The following is a 15245-nucleotide window of genomic DNA, read 5'->3' as shown; positions in this document are numbered from 1 at the left end:
AAGGAATGCAAATATCGAGCGATAAGATTTTAAATAAAATGGCGAATGAAATTGCAAAGGCAAAAAGTAGTCAAGGACAAAAATCAAAAGATCATTTATTAGTTGTGCGTGCTTTATGCGATTTACTATTAGATGAACAGGTTGAATCTTCTACGTATAGAGAGCCGCAAATTCAATCGCAAGTAATTGGATCGCAGCCTATAACAACAGTTCAACCAGTCCAACCAGTTATACCGGTTTCTGGAGAACCTGTGTATATAAAAGAAGAAGGTGCAAATGGTAATTCTTTATTTGATTTTTAAGGATTAAATCGTTTGGCTTATATGAAAAAATTGCTTATGATAAAAGTAAAAAAGGGGAATTAAGATGAAAATTTTCTTTTTACTAGGTTGTATTGCAGCGGGGCTATCTGTTGCGTTAGGAGCCTTTGGGGCACATGGTTTAGAAAATAAAATTTCTGCGAAAATGTTAGAAGTTTGGAAAACAGGCGTTACATATCAAATGTTTCATGCAGGTGGACTATTCGTAGTTGCTCTATTGATGGATAAGATTCAATCATCACTTTTAACTACTGCTGGTTGGCTTATGGTAGCTGGGATTATTATGTTCTCAGGTAGTCTTTACGCACTAAGTACGACAGGTATTAAGTTCTTTGGTCCAATTACACCTCTTGGTGGTGTAGCGTTTATTGTGGCGTGGATTTTAGTAGGAACTGCAGTAGTAAAAGGGTTATAAAAAAACAAAAGCTGGCATTTGCCAGCTTTTTTTTATGGTCTCGGAGCATAAGTTGCTTGTTGACTAGGTAAATACGTAATCTCTTCTGGGAATTCTACATAATCTAAGTAGATCATTAATAGTAAAAAACGTTTCCCTGATTGTGGTTCACTAATAACGATATGATCACGTCCGGCCGCTTCGATAATCCCTGTATAAGATTGTGTACCGAGCGAGCTACCACGCTCATAAGTCATTACAACTGTAGCTTGCTTTCCTTTATTTAAGCGAAGAATGTTTTCAATGTATGATTGCTCGAGCGGTAACATCCCTTGAGAAACTGCAAGTTGAGCCTGAGCAGCTTGTTGTTGCATTGCTTGCTGTTGCTGTTGCTGCGCGGTCATTTGTTGCGGTTGTACGTAAGTGCCTGATGGTTGATAAAAACCTGTTCCATAGTACGGGTTTTGTTGCTGTGCCATTCAAAAATCCCCTCCTCATTTTCATTCCCTAATATACGCTTGGACAGTCTCCGGCAGATGGCTGGAAGAAGCAGTGCTTTTTAAAGCGACCAGAATTTTGTTGGTCATACCAAGTTGGCGGACAAGGACCTTCAGGCCTAAAAAACCATAAGGCAAAGTTAGCGGGCCAAAAACGTTGTCCTTGAATGGTCCGTCTTGCTAATGCGATATCTTGCTCCCTCGCTCGCTGATAAAAATATCCTTTTTGAGTTGCCTCAAAACCACCAGGATTTTGATAAACCATTTGACGTAAATTACGTATCCTTTTAAAATCTAAACAATTTCCACGGACACGATTTACCCCAACGTTTCCGACCATTAGCATTCCTTGTTGCCCTTCTCCTTCGGCTTCAGCACGCATCAGTCTAGCTAATAACTTTACATCTTCTTCGTTATAAGCAATAACACCCATTATGTGTCACCTCTCTTTGTGGAATACCTTTTGGAAAGAGGTTTATCCCGCATTAATGGGCAGTAAGACTCCCACCTTGAAATTTGGCTGGAGCAAAGAAGGTGGGTGGGAGATCAAACTGCCCCTAAACGCCCGATTGGTGAAGGCTAATAATCAGTGGGGGATGAACAAAACCCCCACTGATTAAAGTTTCACTTTATCTCTAGATGAAGTGTGGAACAATTACTAGTTCATACGTATGAGGAAAAGGACTCAGATATGACAACCAAACGAAGTTTTACATTGAGAGAGGAAAATAAAAAAGCTAGCGTGTGCTAGCTTTTTATCATTAAAATATTTTGGACCATAAGTTTGAGAAGAAATCACCAACGGAACGCATTGTTAATACGAACCAATTTGCTTTTTCTACTTCTTCTGTCGTTTTTGCAGCAACCTTCATGCTCTTATTTCCATCTAAGAAACCATATTTATCAGTTGATTCTAAAACGATGGAACCCACCTTTGTATCTTTCTTAATAGGAGCAATTAAATGTCCATCTTCAGCGAGTGACTTATCTGCTTCAGTAGAAATTTTGTAAGGTGATTTGTCACCCTTTTTCGCAATTACTGTTATTTCTTTTTCAGGTGCAACAGTTACTTGATCTGCTTTCCCTTTTACTACAGAGATTGTATTATTTTTATCAATTTTCAGCTTTTGTTTTTCGAAGCTATTAAATCCATATTCAATTAATGCACGAGATTCTGTGAAACGTTCGTCCATTGATTTTGTCTTAATAATAACGGAAATAAGACGTAAATCACCACGTTTTGCTGTAATAGTGAATCCATATCCAGCCGTATCAGAACTTCCTGTTTTCAAACCATCTGACCCTTCATAAGCGAAAGCAGCACCTGGTAACATCCAGTTCCAGTTTTCCATACGAATTGGCTTCGGATGATTATCCGGGAAGTTTCTAAATCTTTGTTTTGTATCCTCTAGCATTTCTGGATACTTTGTAATAATTGTTTTTGAAAGAATACCCATATCGCGAGCTGACATGGAGTTTTCTCCATTCGGATCAGTTCCTTCAGGATGTTTCCCTTTTAAATCAGCGTTATTTAACCCAGTAGCGTTTACAAATTTATATTTCTTTAACCCTAGTTTTTTTGCATGGTCATTTGCAAGATTTAAGAAGTTTTTTTCGCTTCCTGCAAGAAGTTCTGCTAAAGCAATACTAGATCCATTCGCAGAGAAGATAACGATAGAATGATATAATTCTTTTACAGTATATTGACGTCCTTTTTCAAACGGTACGTTAGAGAATTCGTTATTACGAGAGACTTCATAAGCATAATCAGAAATATTTACTTTTGTATCCCAAGTAATTTTCCCTTCTTTAATTGCCTCTAAAACAGCATAAACAACAATTAATTTTGACATACTAGCGATAGCTAGTAATTCATCTGGATTTTGCTCATGCAGTATTTTTCCTGTATCTGCATCAAATAGAAGTGCAGCGGCTGCCTCAATATGTATTTTTTCTTCCGCATGGGATGTTGTTACTGCTAAGGAAGAAATTGGCAATAAAAGCAATAGTAAAATAGACAAGATTTTCTTCATATAGATTATCACCTTCGCATCGGTATTTAGCATATAGCTCGTATCATTTTAGCATAACTTTATATATAAAAAGGTTACAATTTTACAAGAAATTTGAAAAGAATTTGTCGATTTTTGTTCAAATTTGCGGAGAAAAGAAGTTTTTTGAGGAGAAATATAGAGGGAAATAAAAAAAGGAACGAAATTCGTTCCTTTTTTACTATTTATCCAGCTATTGGCCAGGCAGCCCGATTGGTGAGGGCTGATTAAAGTTTCACTTTATATGTGTAAAAATTTCTCTACTTTTTCGTTCGGTAAAATGTTTCCAACGAAAAATGTTCCGAATTCACCATAACGAGCACTTACTTCATCGAAGCGCATTTCATATATAAGTTTCTTAAATTGAAGAACATCATCAGCGAATAATGTTACGCCCCACTCGAAATCGTCGAATCCGACTGATCCTGAAATAACTTGGCGTACTTTACCTGCGTACTGGCGACCGATTTTACTGTGACTGTACATCATTTTTTTACGTTCTTCCATAGGAAGCATGTACCAGTTGTCATCACCTTGGCGACGCTTGTCCATTGGATAGAAGCAAATATGATTTGCTTTTGGTAATTCAGGATATAAGCGAGCTAAAATTTGTGGGTTTTGGTATGGATCTTCATCAGCTGGAAGATAGTTGCTTAGTTCAACAACAGATACGTAAGAATATGCAGGAACCATATATTCAGCTAATGTTGTTTTATTTAATTCTGTTTCAATTTCATTTAATTCTTCCATTGTTGGACGTAAAATCATAAGCATAATATCAGCTTTTTGACCAACAACTGTATACATTGCGTGACTACCTTTTTTTGCAGTAGCTACTTCGTTCCATTTTTCAACGACATTTAAAAATTCAGACACAGCTTGTCCGCGTTCGTCGCTAGATAATGTTTTCCATGCAGCCCAATCAATAGAACGTAAATCATGTAGACAATACCAGCCATCTAACGTTGTTGTTGCTTCACTCATTCTATTCACCTCAGTTAATGATAGTTTTACACGTTAACTATAGCATATATAGTTTTAAAATCATCTATATAAAGTTCCGGCACATAAAATTGTCACATTTATATTTATTAGAAATCGGGAGAAAATAAGGCTTAAGTAGGACATATTTTTCGGCTGAATTTTATGAAAATATAATCATTTTCATTTTATCTATTTTTTGGGAGCTATAAGTTTAAAATATAGAGGAAAAGCAGTATTCTTAAAGATAGAGTTTTTTAACATATGTAGGAGGGTTTATTCGTGAGCAACTTATTTACAACAGTAAAAGAAAAAGTTCAAGGAAAAGGCATTTCTATCGTACTTCCTGAAGGAACTGATGAAAGAATTTTAGGCGCTGCAGAGCGTTTAGCAAAAGAAGAGTTAGTAAAACCAATTTTAGTTGGTAATAAAGAAGAAGTTAGCGCAAAAGCTGCTAGCATGAATTTAACATTAGCAGGCGTTGATATTTATGACCCAGCTACATACGAAGAAATGGATGCAATGGTAGCATCTTTCGTTGAACGCCGTAAAGGTAAAGCAACTGAAGAAGACGCTCGTAAAATCCTTAAAGACGAAAACTACTTCGGTACAATGCTTGTATACATGGGCAAAGCACATGGTTTAGTAAGTGGTGCAGCTCACTCTACAGCTGATACAGTTCGTCCAGCACTTCAAATTATTAAAACAAAACCAGGCGTTACAAAAACTTCTGGCGTATTCATCATGGTACGCGAAGAAGAGAAATATGTATTCGCTGATTGCGCAATTAACATTGCACCAAACAGTCAAGATTTAGCTGAAATTGGTATTGAAAGTGCGAAAACTGCTGAACTATTTGGCATTGACCCACGCGTTGCTATGTTAAGCTTCTCTACAAAAGGTTCTGCGAAATCTCCAGAAACAGAAAAAGTTGTAGAAGCAACTCGCATTGCAAAAGAAATGGCTCCAGAATTAACTTTAGATGGAGAATTCCAATTCGATGCTGCATTCGTACCATCTGTAGCTGAGAAAAAAGCTCCAGGTTCTACAATTAAAGGTGATGCTAACGTATTCGTATTCCCAAGCTTAGAAGCTGGTAATATTGGCTACAAAATCGCTCAACGCTTAGGTAACTTCGAAGCAGTAGGACCGATCTTACAAGGTTTAAACATGCCTGTAAATGATCTATCTCGTGGATGTAACGAAGAAGAAGTATACAAGTTAGCTTTAATTACAGCAGCTCAAGCACTTTAATTCTATAATGAATTGCTATGAAAAATGACCACCCTTAGGGTGGTCATTTTTATTTTTCTAAGCCAAGTGCTTTATTATTACGATCAATAATACGCTGTAAATTCGTCTCATATAAAGGAACTTCATCTACTGTTAATTGAGATGGTGTTAACTTTGGAGCGAATTGCTGTAATGTTTTTAAAAGACGCATCATTAAATCTTGTACTGTAATTGTTTCACCAAGTAATTCTGAGAGTGAGGCCATTGTACTCGGTACAATTTCAGGATACGTGAAGCGTGTTTCTTCTCCTTGAATTGCTACATTGTAAAAGTCGCGAACAAGCGCAGCGCGTTCCGATCCGCTTCCTGTAGCACATAAGTAAATTTGTACAGCAACCCCACCGCGAATACGGCGCTGAGAAATACCTGCGAATTTTTGGTCGCGAATACTTAAATCATAGCTACCAGGACAATAAGAACCAACAATTTCTTTTGCCTCGATTGTAACGTCGTAATCTTTTAACATTTCCTTAATTAAATGCCACATTGTATCGTATCCCAGATCAATATCGATACCTTTTTCTGTTTCTTGGAATAAAAGTGATACGTTTAACACACCTTCATCAAGTACGACCGCAAGTCCACCGGAATTACGAACGATAACATTGAAGTTGTTTTCTTTTAAAAAGGAAATACCTTCTTCTAAGTGTGGTAGGCGTGAATCTTGAATGCCGAGAACGATTGTATTGTGATGAACCCAAGAACGCATTGTTGCAGCGGATGCGCCATTCCCAATACTTGTGCATAATGTGTCATCCATTGCGAATGATTGCAAGGCATGGAATGTCGGTCCTAAACTAGACTGATCTACAATACGCCACTCTGGCTGAGATAAAATTGAACGGGAATTGCTCATATAACTAACCCCTTATCTTTAAAATGACAATCTCTATTATAGCAAAAAATGATGAAAGGAGTTTTCCCATATATAAAGAGAGATTTTAAAGTAAAAGAAGCATGTGTGCTTGAAGTGAAATAATAAAAAGGATGCATTGCATGCATCCTTTTTATTCTGCAATTTTTTCTAAATTACCGTTTCGATCCATTCGGAAAGAAGTTTGCGAACGTTCCTCATCATCCATTACTGCTAATTTACGAGCGCGGTTCATAATATTCATAAGTGTTTCGTAATCCTCTTGTACAGTATGAGATTGTTGTTCTAATTTTTCTAGTTTCTTTTCTAGTTCTTCATTTCGCAAGATTTGTGATTTAATTTCTTGTTTCAATCTCGTATTCTCGTTTTCAAGACCGGTTACTTTTATATTTGAAGATCCAACAGTTTGTAAAAAGTAAATAACATCTTGCATTGTGATAGAGCTTTTTACAGCAGGGATAGTAGGCTCTTGATATAGACTAGCTTCTTTATATTGTACAGTTGTTTCCTCTTGTACTAGTTCTTCATAATCAGTTATCGCTCCTGAAGCTGGTGGTGTATAAAGTAAACGTTTTTTCGCTTGTTCACCGCTCGCAGCACGCATTTTATCTTTACGATGTTTTTTTGCTAGTTGAAGAGCCTGCTCATAACTATAGCGAACAACGGCATTCCAGCGGAAACCACAAGCAGCGGATGTGCGATTTAACTGATCTCCTACCTCCTCAAATGCATTTAATTGCGTACTTCCTTCTCTAACATGGCGAAGTACCGTTTCAGCAAGTAATAAATCATCCTCGTCTGTCCAAGCATCTTGTCTTACTTTCATAGATTCAACTCCCTTTCTTTTTATGAACTTCCTATTTTTATAATGGGCAAAAAAATGTGCTTTTATACAAAGCTTTTAAAAATATGGTAGATTTCGATGAAAGGAATAAAGTGAAACTTTAATCAGTGAAAGTTTTTTCCGTCTCCCGCTGATTATTAGGGGTTTTTACGGGCAGTGGATTTTCTACCTAACTCTCTCACATTCGCCGAATTTTAAGGCGGAAGTCTTACTGCCCACAAACAGCGGGATAAATTTTGCCAAGAATGATGGAAGCTTCTGTAGGAGAGCATAAAAATATGTAGCTTTATATGAAGGAAAGAGCGTCGCAAGGAAACTTGCAACGAGCTTAAAAGAGCGGTAAAATACCATTTAGTGTTTATTTTTAAATGTACTTGAGAAAAGTTTAAAATAGAGGAAGTGTTATATAATGGGAAACGAATTTCGTGTGTGCGATGATTGTCAGGCAACGAACGTTAAAACGTTAATTCCGAAGTTAAAAAAAGTAGATTCATGTGCAACGATTGAAGTTGCATGCCAGTCTTACTGTGGTCCTGGTCGTAAAAAATCATTCGCATTTGTAAATAATCGTCCAGTTGCAGCTCCAACAGAAGATGAATTAATTGTAAAAATTGAAGCAAAGTTAAATAAGTAAGAAAAGGAAGAGTGAACAGATTACTCTTCTTTTTTTATACCCATAAGAGGAATGAGTTATTCTACGGAAGCTTAATTGGTTATTACTGATAGTCAGTGACAGATGAACATCAAATGTTCATTACATTGTCAATTTATATGAATTTGTATTTCAAAATAATGGTTGACAGCCTTTTGAAGCGGTGGGTAGAATAGAAAGTGTCTGATTCTGATAATCATTATCAAGAATAAGCCAATTCACCTAATTTTTTTATTACTATTTGAGAATAAATTTCATTTTATTAAATATATGTTTTTGGTTAGGATGGTTGAGGGATGGAAGCGAGCGCAAGGAGTATAGAACAACAAGAAGAGAGTGTTAAAGAGATTAAGAGCAGGCCGCTCATCGCTTCTATTATTTTAGTAGCGGGTACAATTTTGTTAGCTTTAAGCATGGCAGTTTCTATTTCGTTTGGCGCGGCAGATATTAGTTTAAAGACTGTATGGCAAGCTGTGTTTCAGTTTGACGGATCTATTACGCATCATAACGTAATTCAAGAACTTCGCATGCCTAGAGCAATAGGGGGCGTAGTTGCAGGTGCCTTTTTAGCAGTATCAGGAGCAATTATGCAAGGTATGACGCGAAATCCACTTGCATCACCATCGTTAATGGGGATTACAGATGGCGCTGTATTCGGGATTGCAATTATGTATGCATTCTTCCCTAATTCACCTTATTTAATGTTTGTTATCGCATCTTTTATTGGAGCTGCGTTTGGCGCAAGTATTGTATATGGAATTGGGTCTTCTTCACCAGGTGGATTAACACCTGTGAAATTAGCTTTAGCAGGTGCAGCAATTAGTGCTTTATTAGGGGCAATTTCATCTGGAATTGCGCTGTATTTCAATCTTGCCCAAGAGGTGAGTATGTGGAATGCAGGCGGAGTTGCTGGAGTGAAATGGCAAAGTATTAATATGTTAGTGCCAATTGGTCTAGTTTGTCTCTTTATTGCAATTATGATGTCGAGGTATATTACAATCTTGAGCTTCGGTGAAGAAATTGCGATTGGACTTGGTCAAAATACGACATTAATTAAATTTATCGGAACAGTACTTGTTCTTGTGTTAACAGGTTCTGCAGTTTCTATGGCAGGGTCAGTTGGGTTTGTTGGTCTTGTAATTCCACATATGACTCGTTTCCTAGTAGGCTCAGACTATAGATGGGTTATTCCATGTTCTGCAGTCTTAGGTGGATTGTTAATTGAGTGTGCAGATATGTTATCTCGCGTTATTAATCCACCATTTGAAACGCCAATTGGAGCAATTACAGCGCTAATTGGGGTTCCATTCTTCCTCTACTTAGCACGTAACGAAGGGAGAGGAAAAATGTGAGGACGAGCATTTTAACAAAAAAGAACGTTTCTGTTTTAACAATTTTAGTAGGATTAATCATTTCTATATTTCTTATTAGTTTAAATACAGGAACTTTTAAAATACCACCAATGGATGTATTAAAGTCATTGGTTGGACTCGGGGCTGAAGATCAGTCAGTTATTTTATTTGAATTTCGTATGCCGCGTATGGTTATCGCTATATTAGTAGGATCTGCGTTAGCCATGTCAGGTGCAATTCTGCAAGGACTATCAAGAAATCCACTTGCTGATCCAGGTATTATAGGTATTAACGCTGGAGCGGGATTAACGGTTGTTATATTCGTCTACTTTTTCTTTGGAAAAGTTGGGACAGGTACATTTTTATCTGTATTTATCCTTCCATTTTTCGCCCTAGTTGGTGCGATATTAGCGGCAGTTATTATTTACTTATTAGCATGGAAAGACGGCGTTTCATCGACTCGATTAATACTTGTTGGTATTGCCGTTGCGGCTGGATTTGGTGCCGTTAGTTTAATTTTCTCTATGAAGATGACATCTAACGATTTTCGTTTTGCTACGATTTGGTTAGCAGGAAGTCTCTGGGGTACAGATTGGAAATTCGTATTAAGTGTACTTCCATGGATGGTTATTTTCTTACCGCTTGCTATTAGTAAAGCACACATATTAAATGTAATGAATTTAGGCGACTCTACAGCTGTTGGCCTTGGTGTAAACGTAGAAAAAGAAAGACGTAAATTATTATTTATTGCAGTTTGTTTAGCTGGTGCATCTGTTGCGGTGGCGGGCGGAATAGGTTTTATCGGTTTAATGGCTCCTCATTTAGCGAGACGCCTTGTTGGTGGTAAACATCAAATCATGTTACCAACTGCAGCATTAATAGGAACGTTCTTGCTTTTATTTGCAGATGTAATTTCAAGAAGTGTGTTGCCAACTTCAGAAATACCGGTCGGTCTTGTTATTTCTGTAATTGGTGCACCATATTTCATATATTTACTTATGAGGACAAAATAAAGGGAGGCTTTTTGTATGGCAACTTTAGCAGTTGATTCGGTATCTGTTGGCTATAATGAAGGATTAATTATTGATGGATTAACAGTTGAAATTCCGGAAGGAAAAATTACAACGATTATTGGACCAAATGGTTGTGGGAAATCCACATTATTAAAAACGGCTTCTCGTATTTTGAAGGCGAAAAAAGGTACTGTTTATCTTGATGGAAAAGCAATTGAGAAACAGCCAACGAAAGAAATCGCAAAGAAAATGGCGATCTTACCACAAACTGCAGAAGTGCCAACAGGCCTTACTGTGTTTGAACTTGTTTCATATGGACGTTTTCCTCATCAAAAAGGATTTGGAACATTGAAAGAAGAAGACTATCGCTACATTCATTGGGCACTTGAAGTGACGGGAATGACAGAGTTCGCAAATCGTTCAGCAGAAGCCTTATCAGGTGGTCAACGTCAACGGGTATGGATTGCGATGGCTCTTGCACAAGGAACAGATTTACTTGTATTAGATGAACCAACGACATATTTAGATATGGCACATCAACTTGAAGTATTAAACTTACTGAAGAAATTGAACCAAGAAGAAGGTAGGACAATTGTGATGGTTATTCACGATTTAAATCATGCTTCTCGTTTCTCTGATCATATGATTGCATTAAAAGCAGGTAAGTTAATGAAACAAGGAACGCCAGATGAGGTTATGACAAGTGAAACACTTCGTAACGTGTTTGAGATTGAAGCGCAAATCGTTCCATGTCCAGTAAACTGTAAACCGATTTGTTTAACATATGATTTAGCGATGATTAGTAATCAATTGCGTAAAAAAGCATAAGTAGAACCCCCTCGTAAAGAGGGGGACTTCTAATGGACGTTGAGCTTCTTACTTATAAATGGGAAGTTGAACGCCCGTTAGAATGGGTCATTAACAACGGTTAATAAATATATATTGATTAATTGTTATTTTTGTTTCTTATAGTTCATCCTAAATTATAAGATAAATACAGCCAGAAGGAGTGGGAACATGAAGAATTTTAAAATGGCACTATTAGCAATGGTACTAGTGGTTACTTCTGTACTATTTGCAGCTTGTTCTAACAAAGAAGAAGAAAAGAAAGCAGATGCGAAGACTGAAGAGCGCACTGTAAAACATGCAAAAGGGGAGATTAAAATCCCTGCAAATCCAAAGAAAATTGCTGACCTTAGTGGTTCAACAGAAGAATTATTAATCTTTGGTATGAAACCAATTATTACAGCTAATACATCTCAAGAAAAAATTGATGCACATATTGCAAATAAATTAAAAGACGTTAAACCAGTTGGTTCTGCTTGGGGCGATAAAATTAACATCGAAGCAGTAGCTGCTGCAAAACCAGACTTAATTCTTGTAAATAATCGTCAAGAAAAGATTTACGATCAATTATCTAAAATTGCACCAACAGTTATGTTAAACACTCCATTAGATCAATGGCGTCCAAAGTTTGAAGAAGTAGGCCAAATTCTTGGTAAAGAGAAAGAAACAAAAGAATGGTTTAAAAAGTATGATGAAAAAGCAAGCAAATTACATGATAAAATTATCGCTAAAACTGGTGATGCAACATTCATGAAAATGGCTGCATATCCAAATGCATTCCGTGTATATGGTGACTACGGTTACGGTAGCGTAATCTTTAATGATTTAAAATTACCAGCAGTTAAAGGTACACCAACTGATAAACCATTAGTACAAGTACAAAAAGAAGCTTTAATCGATTACAACCCAGATTACTTATTTGTATTTACAACGGGTGACGGTTCTCAGCGCCTAAAAGAATTCCAAGAAGAATCAATTTGGAAAAACATGAATGCTGTTAAAAATAACCACGTATTTACAATTAAAAATGAAGATCTAAACAAAGGTTACTTCCCACTAGGAAAAGAAATGATCTTAGATGAAGTTGCTGAGTTCGTTTTAGGAAAATAATGTATAAAAAGAAATCACTTTTACTTCGGTAAAGGTGATTTTTTCTTTATATAAGGGCAATTAATACAGTCTTTCATTTCTTTCTGTTTCCTATTTCGTTTATAATATATAGTAAGAATGCAGTAAAGAAAGGGGGATGTCGAAAAGTGGTATATTTAAACGACAAACTCAGCGAAACAAAAGTGTTTAAAGACCCAGTACATAAATATGTGCACGTGCGTGATCGTGTTATTTGGGATTTAATCGGAACGAAAGAATTTCAACGCTTGCGCCGTATTAAGCAGCTTGGAACAACATTTTTTACATTTCACGGTGCAGAGCATAGTCGCTTTACTCATTCGTTAGGTGTATATGAAATTATTCGTCGTATGATTGATGATGTGTTTGATGGCAGACCGAACTGGAATGCTGAAGATAGATTGTTATGTTTATGTGCAGCATTACTTCATGATGTCGGTCACGGCCCATTTTCTCATTCGTTTGAAAAAGTATTTTCATTAGATCATGAGAAATTTACGCAAAAGATTATCGTAGGAGATACGGAAATTAATCGTGTATTAAGTCGTGTGGATAAGGACTTCCCGCAAAAAGTGGCAGATGTAATTGCGAAAACATCTACTAATAAATTAGCGATTAGTATGATTTCAAGTCAAATTGATGCAGATCGTATGGATTATTTATTAAGAGATGCTTATTTCACAGGTGTAAAGTACGGGAACTTTGATATGGAACGTATATTGCGTGTCATGCGTCCGTATGGGAATCAAGTAGTTATTAAAAATAGTGGTATGCATGCTGTTGAGCATTATATTATGAGCCGTTATCAAATGTATTGGCAAGTATATTTCCATCCGGTAACGCGCAGTGCAGAAGTTATTTTAACGAAGATTTTACACCGTGCTAAATCATTGCATGAGAAGTATTATGCGTTTAAAAATCATCCTGTTCATTTCTATTCTTTGTTTGAAGAAGAAGTGACAGTAGAGGATTATTTAAAGCTAGACGAGAACGTAATGTATTATTACTTCCAAGTATGGCAAGACGAAGAAGATCCAATTTTAAGTGACTTATGCCGTCGTTTTATGAATCGAAATCTATTTAAATATGTAGAGTTTACAGATAAGCACGGTTTAGATAATTGGATGGAGCTAAGCAGCTTATTTAAAAAGATTGGACTAGATCCAGAGTATTATTTAGTTGTTGATTCAACATCGGATTTACCATATGACTTTTATCGCGCAGGAGAAGAGGAAGAGCGTCTGCCAATCTTACTCCTTATGCCGAACGGGGAACTTAGAGAGCTTTCACGTGAATCGGATATTGTTGAGGCGATTACGGGGAAGAAGAGAACGGACCAAAAGTTATTCTATCCGCATGATTTAATCTATGAAGATGGAAGAAAAGGAAAATATAAAGAGAGAATTATCGAGTTGTTAGAAGGCAAGAAATAAGAAGCAGCTAATGGCTGCTTCTTATGAAAGAACTTGAAATTATTTGTCGCTTAAGCGTTTTCCGCCAACTGCATAATGGTTTTTAGACATTTCTTCGATGAAAACAACGATGTTTTCTTCAGGAGCACCAGTTGTTTCGCTTACTGCTGCTGTTACTTTCTCAGCAAGAGCTTTCTTTTGTTCCTCTGTGCGTCCTTCTAGCATTTTCACTGTTACGTATGGCATGTACAATCGCTCCTTTTATGTAAGTTACACTCTTATTATAGCGGATTATGGGGAAGAACAATCGGAAAAAAATAATTTCTTTTTTGACATATTGAAGAGGAGATGAAGTATGGATCAGTTATTTAGATATCCATTGCACGAAATTCCGTTAGTAGCAATGGCGATTATTATTGCACTATCCGTTCATGAATTTGCACATGCATATGTGGCATATAAATTTGGGGACGATACAGCGAAAAAACAAGGGCGTTTAACGTTATCACCGATGGCCCATTTAGATCCTATCGGGATGATTGCAGTATTAATTCTTGGATTCGGTTGGGCAAGACCGGTGCCTGTTAACCCGTATAACTTTAAAAGACCACGTCTTGCAGGGATATTAGTTTCTATTGCAGGACCGATTAGTAACTTAATTTTAAGTGCGATTGGTTTAATTATTTGGTATAGCTTATTAACATTTGGCGTACTAGACTCAATTCCATTTGCAGTAGCAGATACATTAGGTCGATTCTTCCAAATTTTTATTATGCTTAATATCGTTTTACTTGTATTTAACTTATTACCGATTCCGCCACTTGATGGATATCGCGTTGTGGAAGATTTAGCACCAGCAAATATTCGTGCGAAAATGACACAGTATGAAAAATATGGAGCAATTGCGTTATTAATTCTTGTTATTACACCGCTTAGCAATTACACAATTCAACCTATTTTCAATGTTGTCATTCCGTATGTATTCGTATTTTTACAAAGTATCATTGCGCCTATTTTTGGGCTTTTATAATTTTTAAGTGAGGAGGAAGTTACATATGACAGAGAAAAAGAAGAAAATCGGTTTTAATATCGTGAAAAATGATTCAACAGATGGACATGGTGGATTTGGTGTTGGGGCATTAAGCTTAGAAAACATTTCACCTGTATTTGTTGATGTACTAGAGAAAACTGCATTCGTTGATATCGGTGCGATGCATGCGCGTAGTACAGTAGAAAAAGGAATTAAGTTTTTAACAAATAAAGATGACGTTCCAAACGGAAAACCATTTTGGCTTGTTTGGGTAACAATTGAAAGAACACCGAACGGTGCTTATTACGCAGGGGTAACAGCTTGTGAAATGACAGTAGACCGTGAAATTCGCCGCGGATATAAATCACTTCCAGAGCATGTAAACAAAATGGATAAATCATTGAAGCGTCACATTATGGTTGAACATATGGATGAATCTTCTAAAAAAGTACTTGGTACGTTCTTGAAAGAACATAATGAAGCGATTTGGAACGAGTCTAGTGAAGAATTGCGTCATGCATTATTAAGTGAATAAAAAAATAGCTGACGGATGTCCGT

At 36.7% G+C, this 15245-nt stretch carries 18 protein-coding genes; 11 read left to right on the top strand and 7 right to left on the bottom strand.

All coding sequences use genetic code 11. The features are described 5' to 3' along the window. Positions 1 to 5 precede the first annotated feature (5 nt). Positions 6 to 302 carry a YwdI family protein gene (locus MHH42_RS27160; protein WP_016107318.1) on the top strand — a complete coding sequence of 99 codons (297 nt, stop codon included), beginning with the start codon at positions 6 to 8 and terminating at the stop codon, positions 300 to 302. Positions 303 to 366: 64 nt separating this feature from the next. Beyond that, positions 367 to 735: a DUF423 domain-containing protein gene (locus MHH42_RS27155; protein ID WP_000688311.1), complete on the top strand. Its 369-nt coding sequence runs from the start codon at positions 367 to 369 to the stop codon at positions 733 to 735. A gap of 32 nt (positions 736 to 767) precedes the next feature. Here the strand turns inward: MHH42_RS27155 and gerQ are convergent, their stop codons facing one another. The 4 genes from gerQ to hemQ all read right to left on the bottom strand — a co-directional run bounded on the left by gerQ (position 768) and on the right by hemQ (position 4246). After that, positions 768 to 1193, bottom strand: coding sequence for a spore coat protein GerQ (gene gerQ / locus MHH42_RS27150; protein WP_070174005.1), 426 nt, complete (start codon positions 1191 to 1193; stop codon positions 768 to 770). 28 nt (positions 1194 to 1221) lie between these two features. Then, positions 1222 to 1644 (bottom strand): cell wall hydrolase CwlJ, encoded by a 423-nt coding sequence (cwlJ, locus tag MHH42_RS27145; protein ID WP_000538166.1) that lies wholly within the window; start codon positions 1642 to 1644, stop codon positions 1222 to 1224. Positions 1645 to 1972: 328 nt separating this feature from the next. Further along, positions 1973 to 3244, bottom strand: a complete 1272-nt coding sequence (locus MHH42_RS27140) for a serine hydrolase (RefSeq protein ID WP_070174004.1) — start codon at positions 3242 to 3244, stop codon at positions 1973 to 1975. Between the two features lie 258 nt (positions 3245 to 3502). Further along, positions 3503 to 4246: a hydrogen peroxide-dependent heme synthase gene (gene hemQ / locus MHH42_RS27135; RefSeq protein ID WP_001287596.1), complete on the bottom strand. Its 744-nt coding sequence runs from the start codon at positions 4244 to 4246 to the stop codon at positions 3503 to 3505. A gap of 279 nt (positions 4247 to 4525) precedes the next feature. On the opposite strand from hemQ, the gene pta reads away from it, so the two are divergent. After that, the gene (gene pta, locus MHH42_RS27130) at positions 4526 to 5497 is read left to right on the top strand and encodes a phosphate acetyltransferase (RefSeq protein WP_070174003.1); all 972 of its coding nucleotides are present in this window, start codon (positions 4526 to 4528) and stop codon (positions 5495 to 5497) included. A 49-nt stretch (positions 5498 to 5546) separates the two neighbouring features. Here pta and MHH42_RS27125 read toward each other — a convergent pair whose 3' ends face one another. Next, positions 5547 to 6392: a lipoate--protein ligase family protein gene (locus MHH42_RS27125; RefSeq protein WP_000071939.1), complete on the bottom strand. Its 846-nt coding sequence runs from the start codon at positions 6390 to 6392 to the stop codon at positions 5547 to 5549. Positions 6393 to 6543: 151 nt separating this feature from the next. Further along, positions 6544 to 7236 (bottom strand): RsfA family transcriptional regulator, encoded by a 693-nt coding sequence (locus tag MHH42_RS27120; RefSeq protein ID WP_000868366.1) that lies wholly within the window; start codon positions 7234 to 7236, stop codon positions 6544 to 6546. Positions 7237 to 7663: 427 nt separating this feature from the next. Between MHH42_RS27120 and MHH42_RS27115 the strand changes: the two genes are divergently transcribed. From MHH42_RS27115 to MHH42_RS27090, 6 genes are all read left to right on the top strand, one after another. Next, a complete protein-coding gene (locus tag MHH42_RS27115; protein WP_000526075.1) occupies positions 7664 to 7888 on the top strand; it encodes a DUF1450 domain-containing protein in 225 nt (74 codons plus the stop codon). A 314-nt stretch (positions 7889 to 8202) separates the two neighbouring features. Beyond that, a complete protein-coding gene (locus MHH42_RS27110; RefSeq protein ID WP_000388286.1) occupies positions 8203 to 9258 on the top strand; it encodes a FecCD family ABC transporter permease in 1056 nt (351 codons plus the stop codon). Then, positions 9255 to 10271 (top strand): FecCD family ABC transporter permease, encoded by a 1017-nt coding sequence (locus MHH42_RS27105; RefSeq protein ID WP_001260585.1) that lies wholly within the window; start codon positions 9255 to 9257, stop codon positions 10269 to 10271. The genes MHH42_RS27110 and MHH42_RS27105 overlap by 4 nt, the downstream gene beginning before the upstream one ends. Before the next feature lie 15 nt (positions 10272 to 10286). After that, a complete protein-coding gene (locus tag MHH42_RS27100; RefSeq protein ID WP_000212075.1) occupies positions 10287 to 11099 on the top strand; it encodes an ABC transporter ATP-binding protein in 813 nt (270 codons plus the stop codon). 189 nt (positions 11100 to 11288) lie between these two features. Further along, positions 11289 to 12227, top strand: coding sequence for an ABC transporter substrate-binding protein (locus MHH42_RS27095; protein ID WP_000787722.1), 939 nt, complete (start codon positions 11289 to 11291; stop codon positions 12225 to 12227). A gap of 146 nt (positions 12228 to 12373) precedes the next feature. Further along, positions 12374 to 13678, top strand: a complete 1305-nt coding sequence (locus tag MHH42_RS27090; RefSeq protein ID WP_000262735.1) for an HD domain-containing protein — start codon at positions 12374 to 12376, stop codon at positions 13676 to 13678. 39 nt (positions 13679 to 13717) lie between these two features. Here MHH42_RS27090 and MHH42_RS27085 read toward each other — a convergent pair whose 3' ends face one another. After that, the gene (locus MHH42_RS27085) at positions 13718 to 13903 is read right to left on the bottom strand and encodes a 2-hydroxymuconate tautomerase (RefSeq protein WP_001147171.1); all 186 of its coding nucleotides are present in this window, start codon (positions 13901 to 13903) and stop codon (positions 13718 to 13720) included. 109 nt (positions 13904 to 14012) lie between these two features. Between MHH42_RS27085 and MHH42_RS27080 the strand changes: the two genes are divergently transcribed. Further along, positions 14013 to 14687 (top strand): site-2 protease family protein, encoded by a 675-nt coding sequence (locus MHH42_RS27080; protein WP_000372440.1) that lies wholly within the window; start codon positions 14013 to 14015, stop codon positions 14685 to 14687. 25 nt (positions 14688 to 14712) lie between these two features. Continuing rightward, a complete protein-coding gene (locus tag MHH42_RS27075; protein WP_000136676.1) occupies positions 14713 to 15222 on the top strand; it encodes a YwhD family protein in 510 nt (169 codons plus the stop codon). The last annotated feature ends 23 nt before the right edge of the window (positions 15223 to 15245 follow it).

Source organism: Bacillus sp. FSL L8-0099 (genome assembly GCF_038006385.1).
Taxonomy (GTDB): Bacteria; Bacillota; Bacilli; order Bacillales; family Bacillaceae_G; genus Bacillus_A; species Bacillus_A toyonensis.
Note: the sequence above shows the minus strand (reverse complement) of the source record. Positions and strands in the feature narration are given on the sequence as shown.

Bases quoted from the DNA above. Each gene is read 5' to 3' on its own strand.
- MHH42_RS27160 (WP_016107318.1), top strand. From the start codon at position 6: ATGCAAATATCGAGCGATAAGATTTTAAATAAAATGGCGAATGAAATT.
- MHH42_RS27155 (WP_000688311.1), top strand. From the start codon at position 367: ATGAAAATTTTCTTTTTACTAGGTTGTATTGCAGCGGGGCTATCTGTT.
- gerQ (WP_070174005.1), bottom strand. From the start codon at position 1,193: ATGGCACAGCAACAAAACCCGTACTATGGAACAGGTTTTTATCAACCA.
- cwlJ (WP_000538166.1), bottom strand. From the start codon at position 1,644: ATGGGTGTTATTGCTTATAACGAAGAAGATGTAAAGTTATTAGCTAGA.
- MHH42_RS27140 (WP_070174004.1), bottom strand. From the start codon at position 3,244: ATGAAGAAAATCTTGTCTATTTTACTATTGCTTTTATTGCCAATTTCT.
- hemQ (WP_001287596.1), bottom strand. From the start codon at position 4,246: ATGAGTGAAGCAACAACAACGTTAGATGGCTGGTATTGTCTACATGAT.
- MHH42_RS27125 (WP_000071939.1), bottom strand. From the start codon at position 6,392: ATGAGCAATTCCCGTTCAATTTTATCTCAGCCAGAGTGGCGTATTGTA.
- MHH42_RS27120 (WP_000868366.1), bottom strand. From the start codon at position 7,236: ATGAAAGTAAGACAAGATGCTTGGACAGACGAGGATGATTTATTACTT.
- MHH42_RS27115 (WP_000526075.1), top strand. From the start codon at position 7,664: ATGGGAAACGAATTTCGTGTGTGCGATGATTGTCAGGCAACGAACGTT.
- MHH42_RS27110 (WP_000388286.1), top strand. From the start codon at position 8,203: ATGGAAGCGAGCGCAAGGAGTATAGAACAACAAGAAGAGAGTGTTAAA.
- MHH42_RS27100 (WP_000212075.1), top strand. From the start codon at position 10,287: ATGGCAACTTTAGCAGTTGATTCGGTATCTGTTGGCTATAATGAAGGA.
- MHH42_RS27095 (WP_000787722.1), top strand. From the start codon at position 11,289: ATGAAGAATTTTAAAATGGCACTATTAGCAATGGTACTAGTGGTTACT.
- MHH42_RS27085 (WP_001147171.1), bottom strand. From the start codon at position 13,903: ATGCCATACGTAACAGTGAAAATGCTAGAAGGACGCACAGAGGAACAA.
- MHH42_RS27080 (WP_000372440.1), top strand. From the start codon at position 14,013: ATGGATCAGTTATTTAGATATCCATTGCACGAAATTCCGTTAGTAGCA.
- MHH42_RS27075 (WP_000136676.1), top strand. From the start codon at position 14,713: ATGACAGAGAAAAAGAAGAAAATCGGTTTTAATATCGTGAAAAATGAT.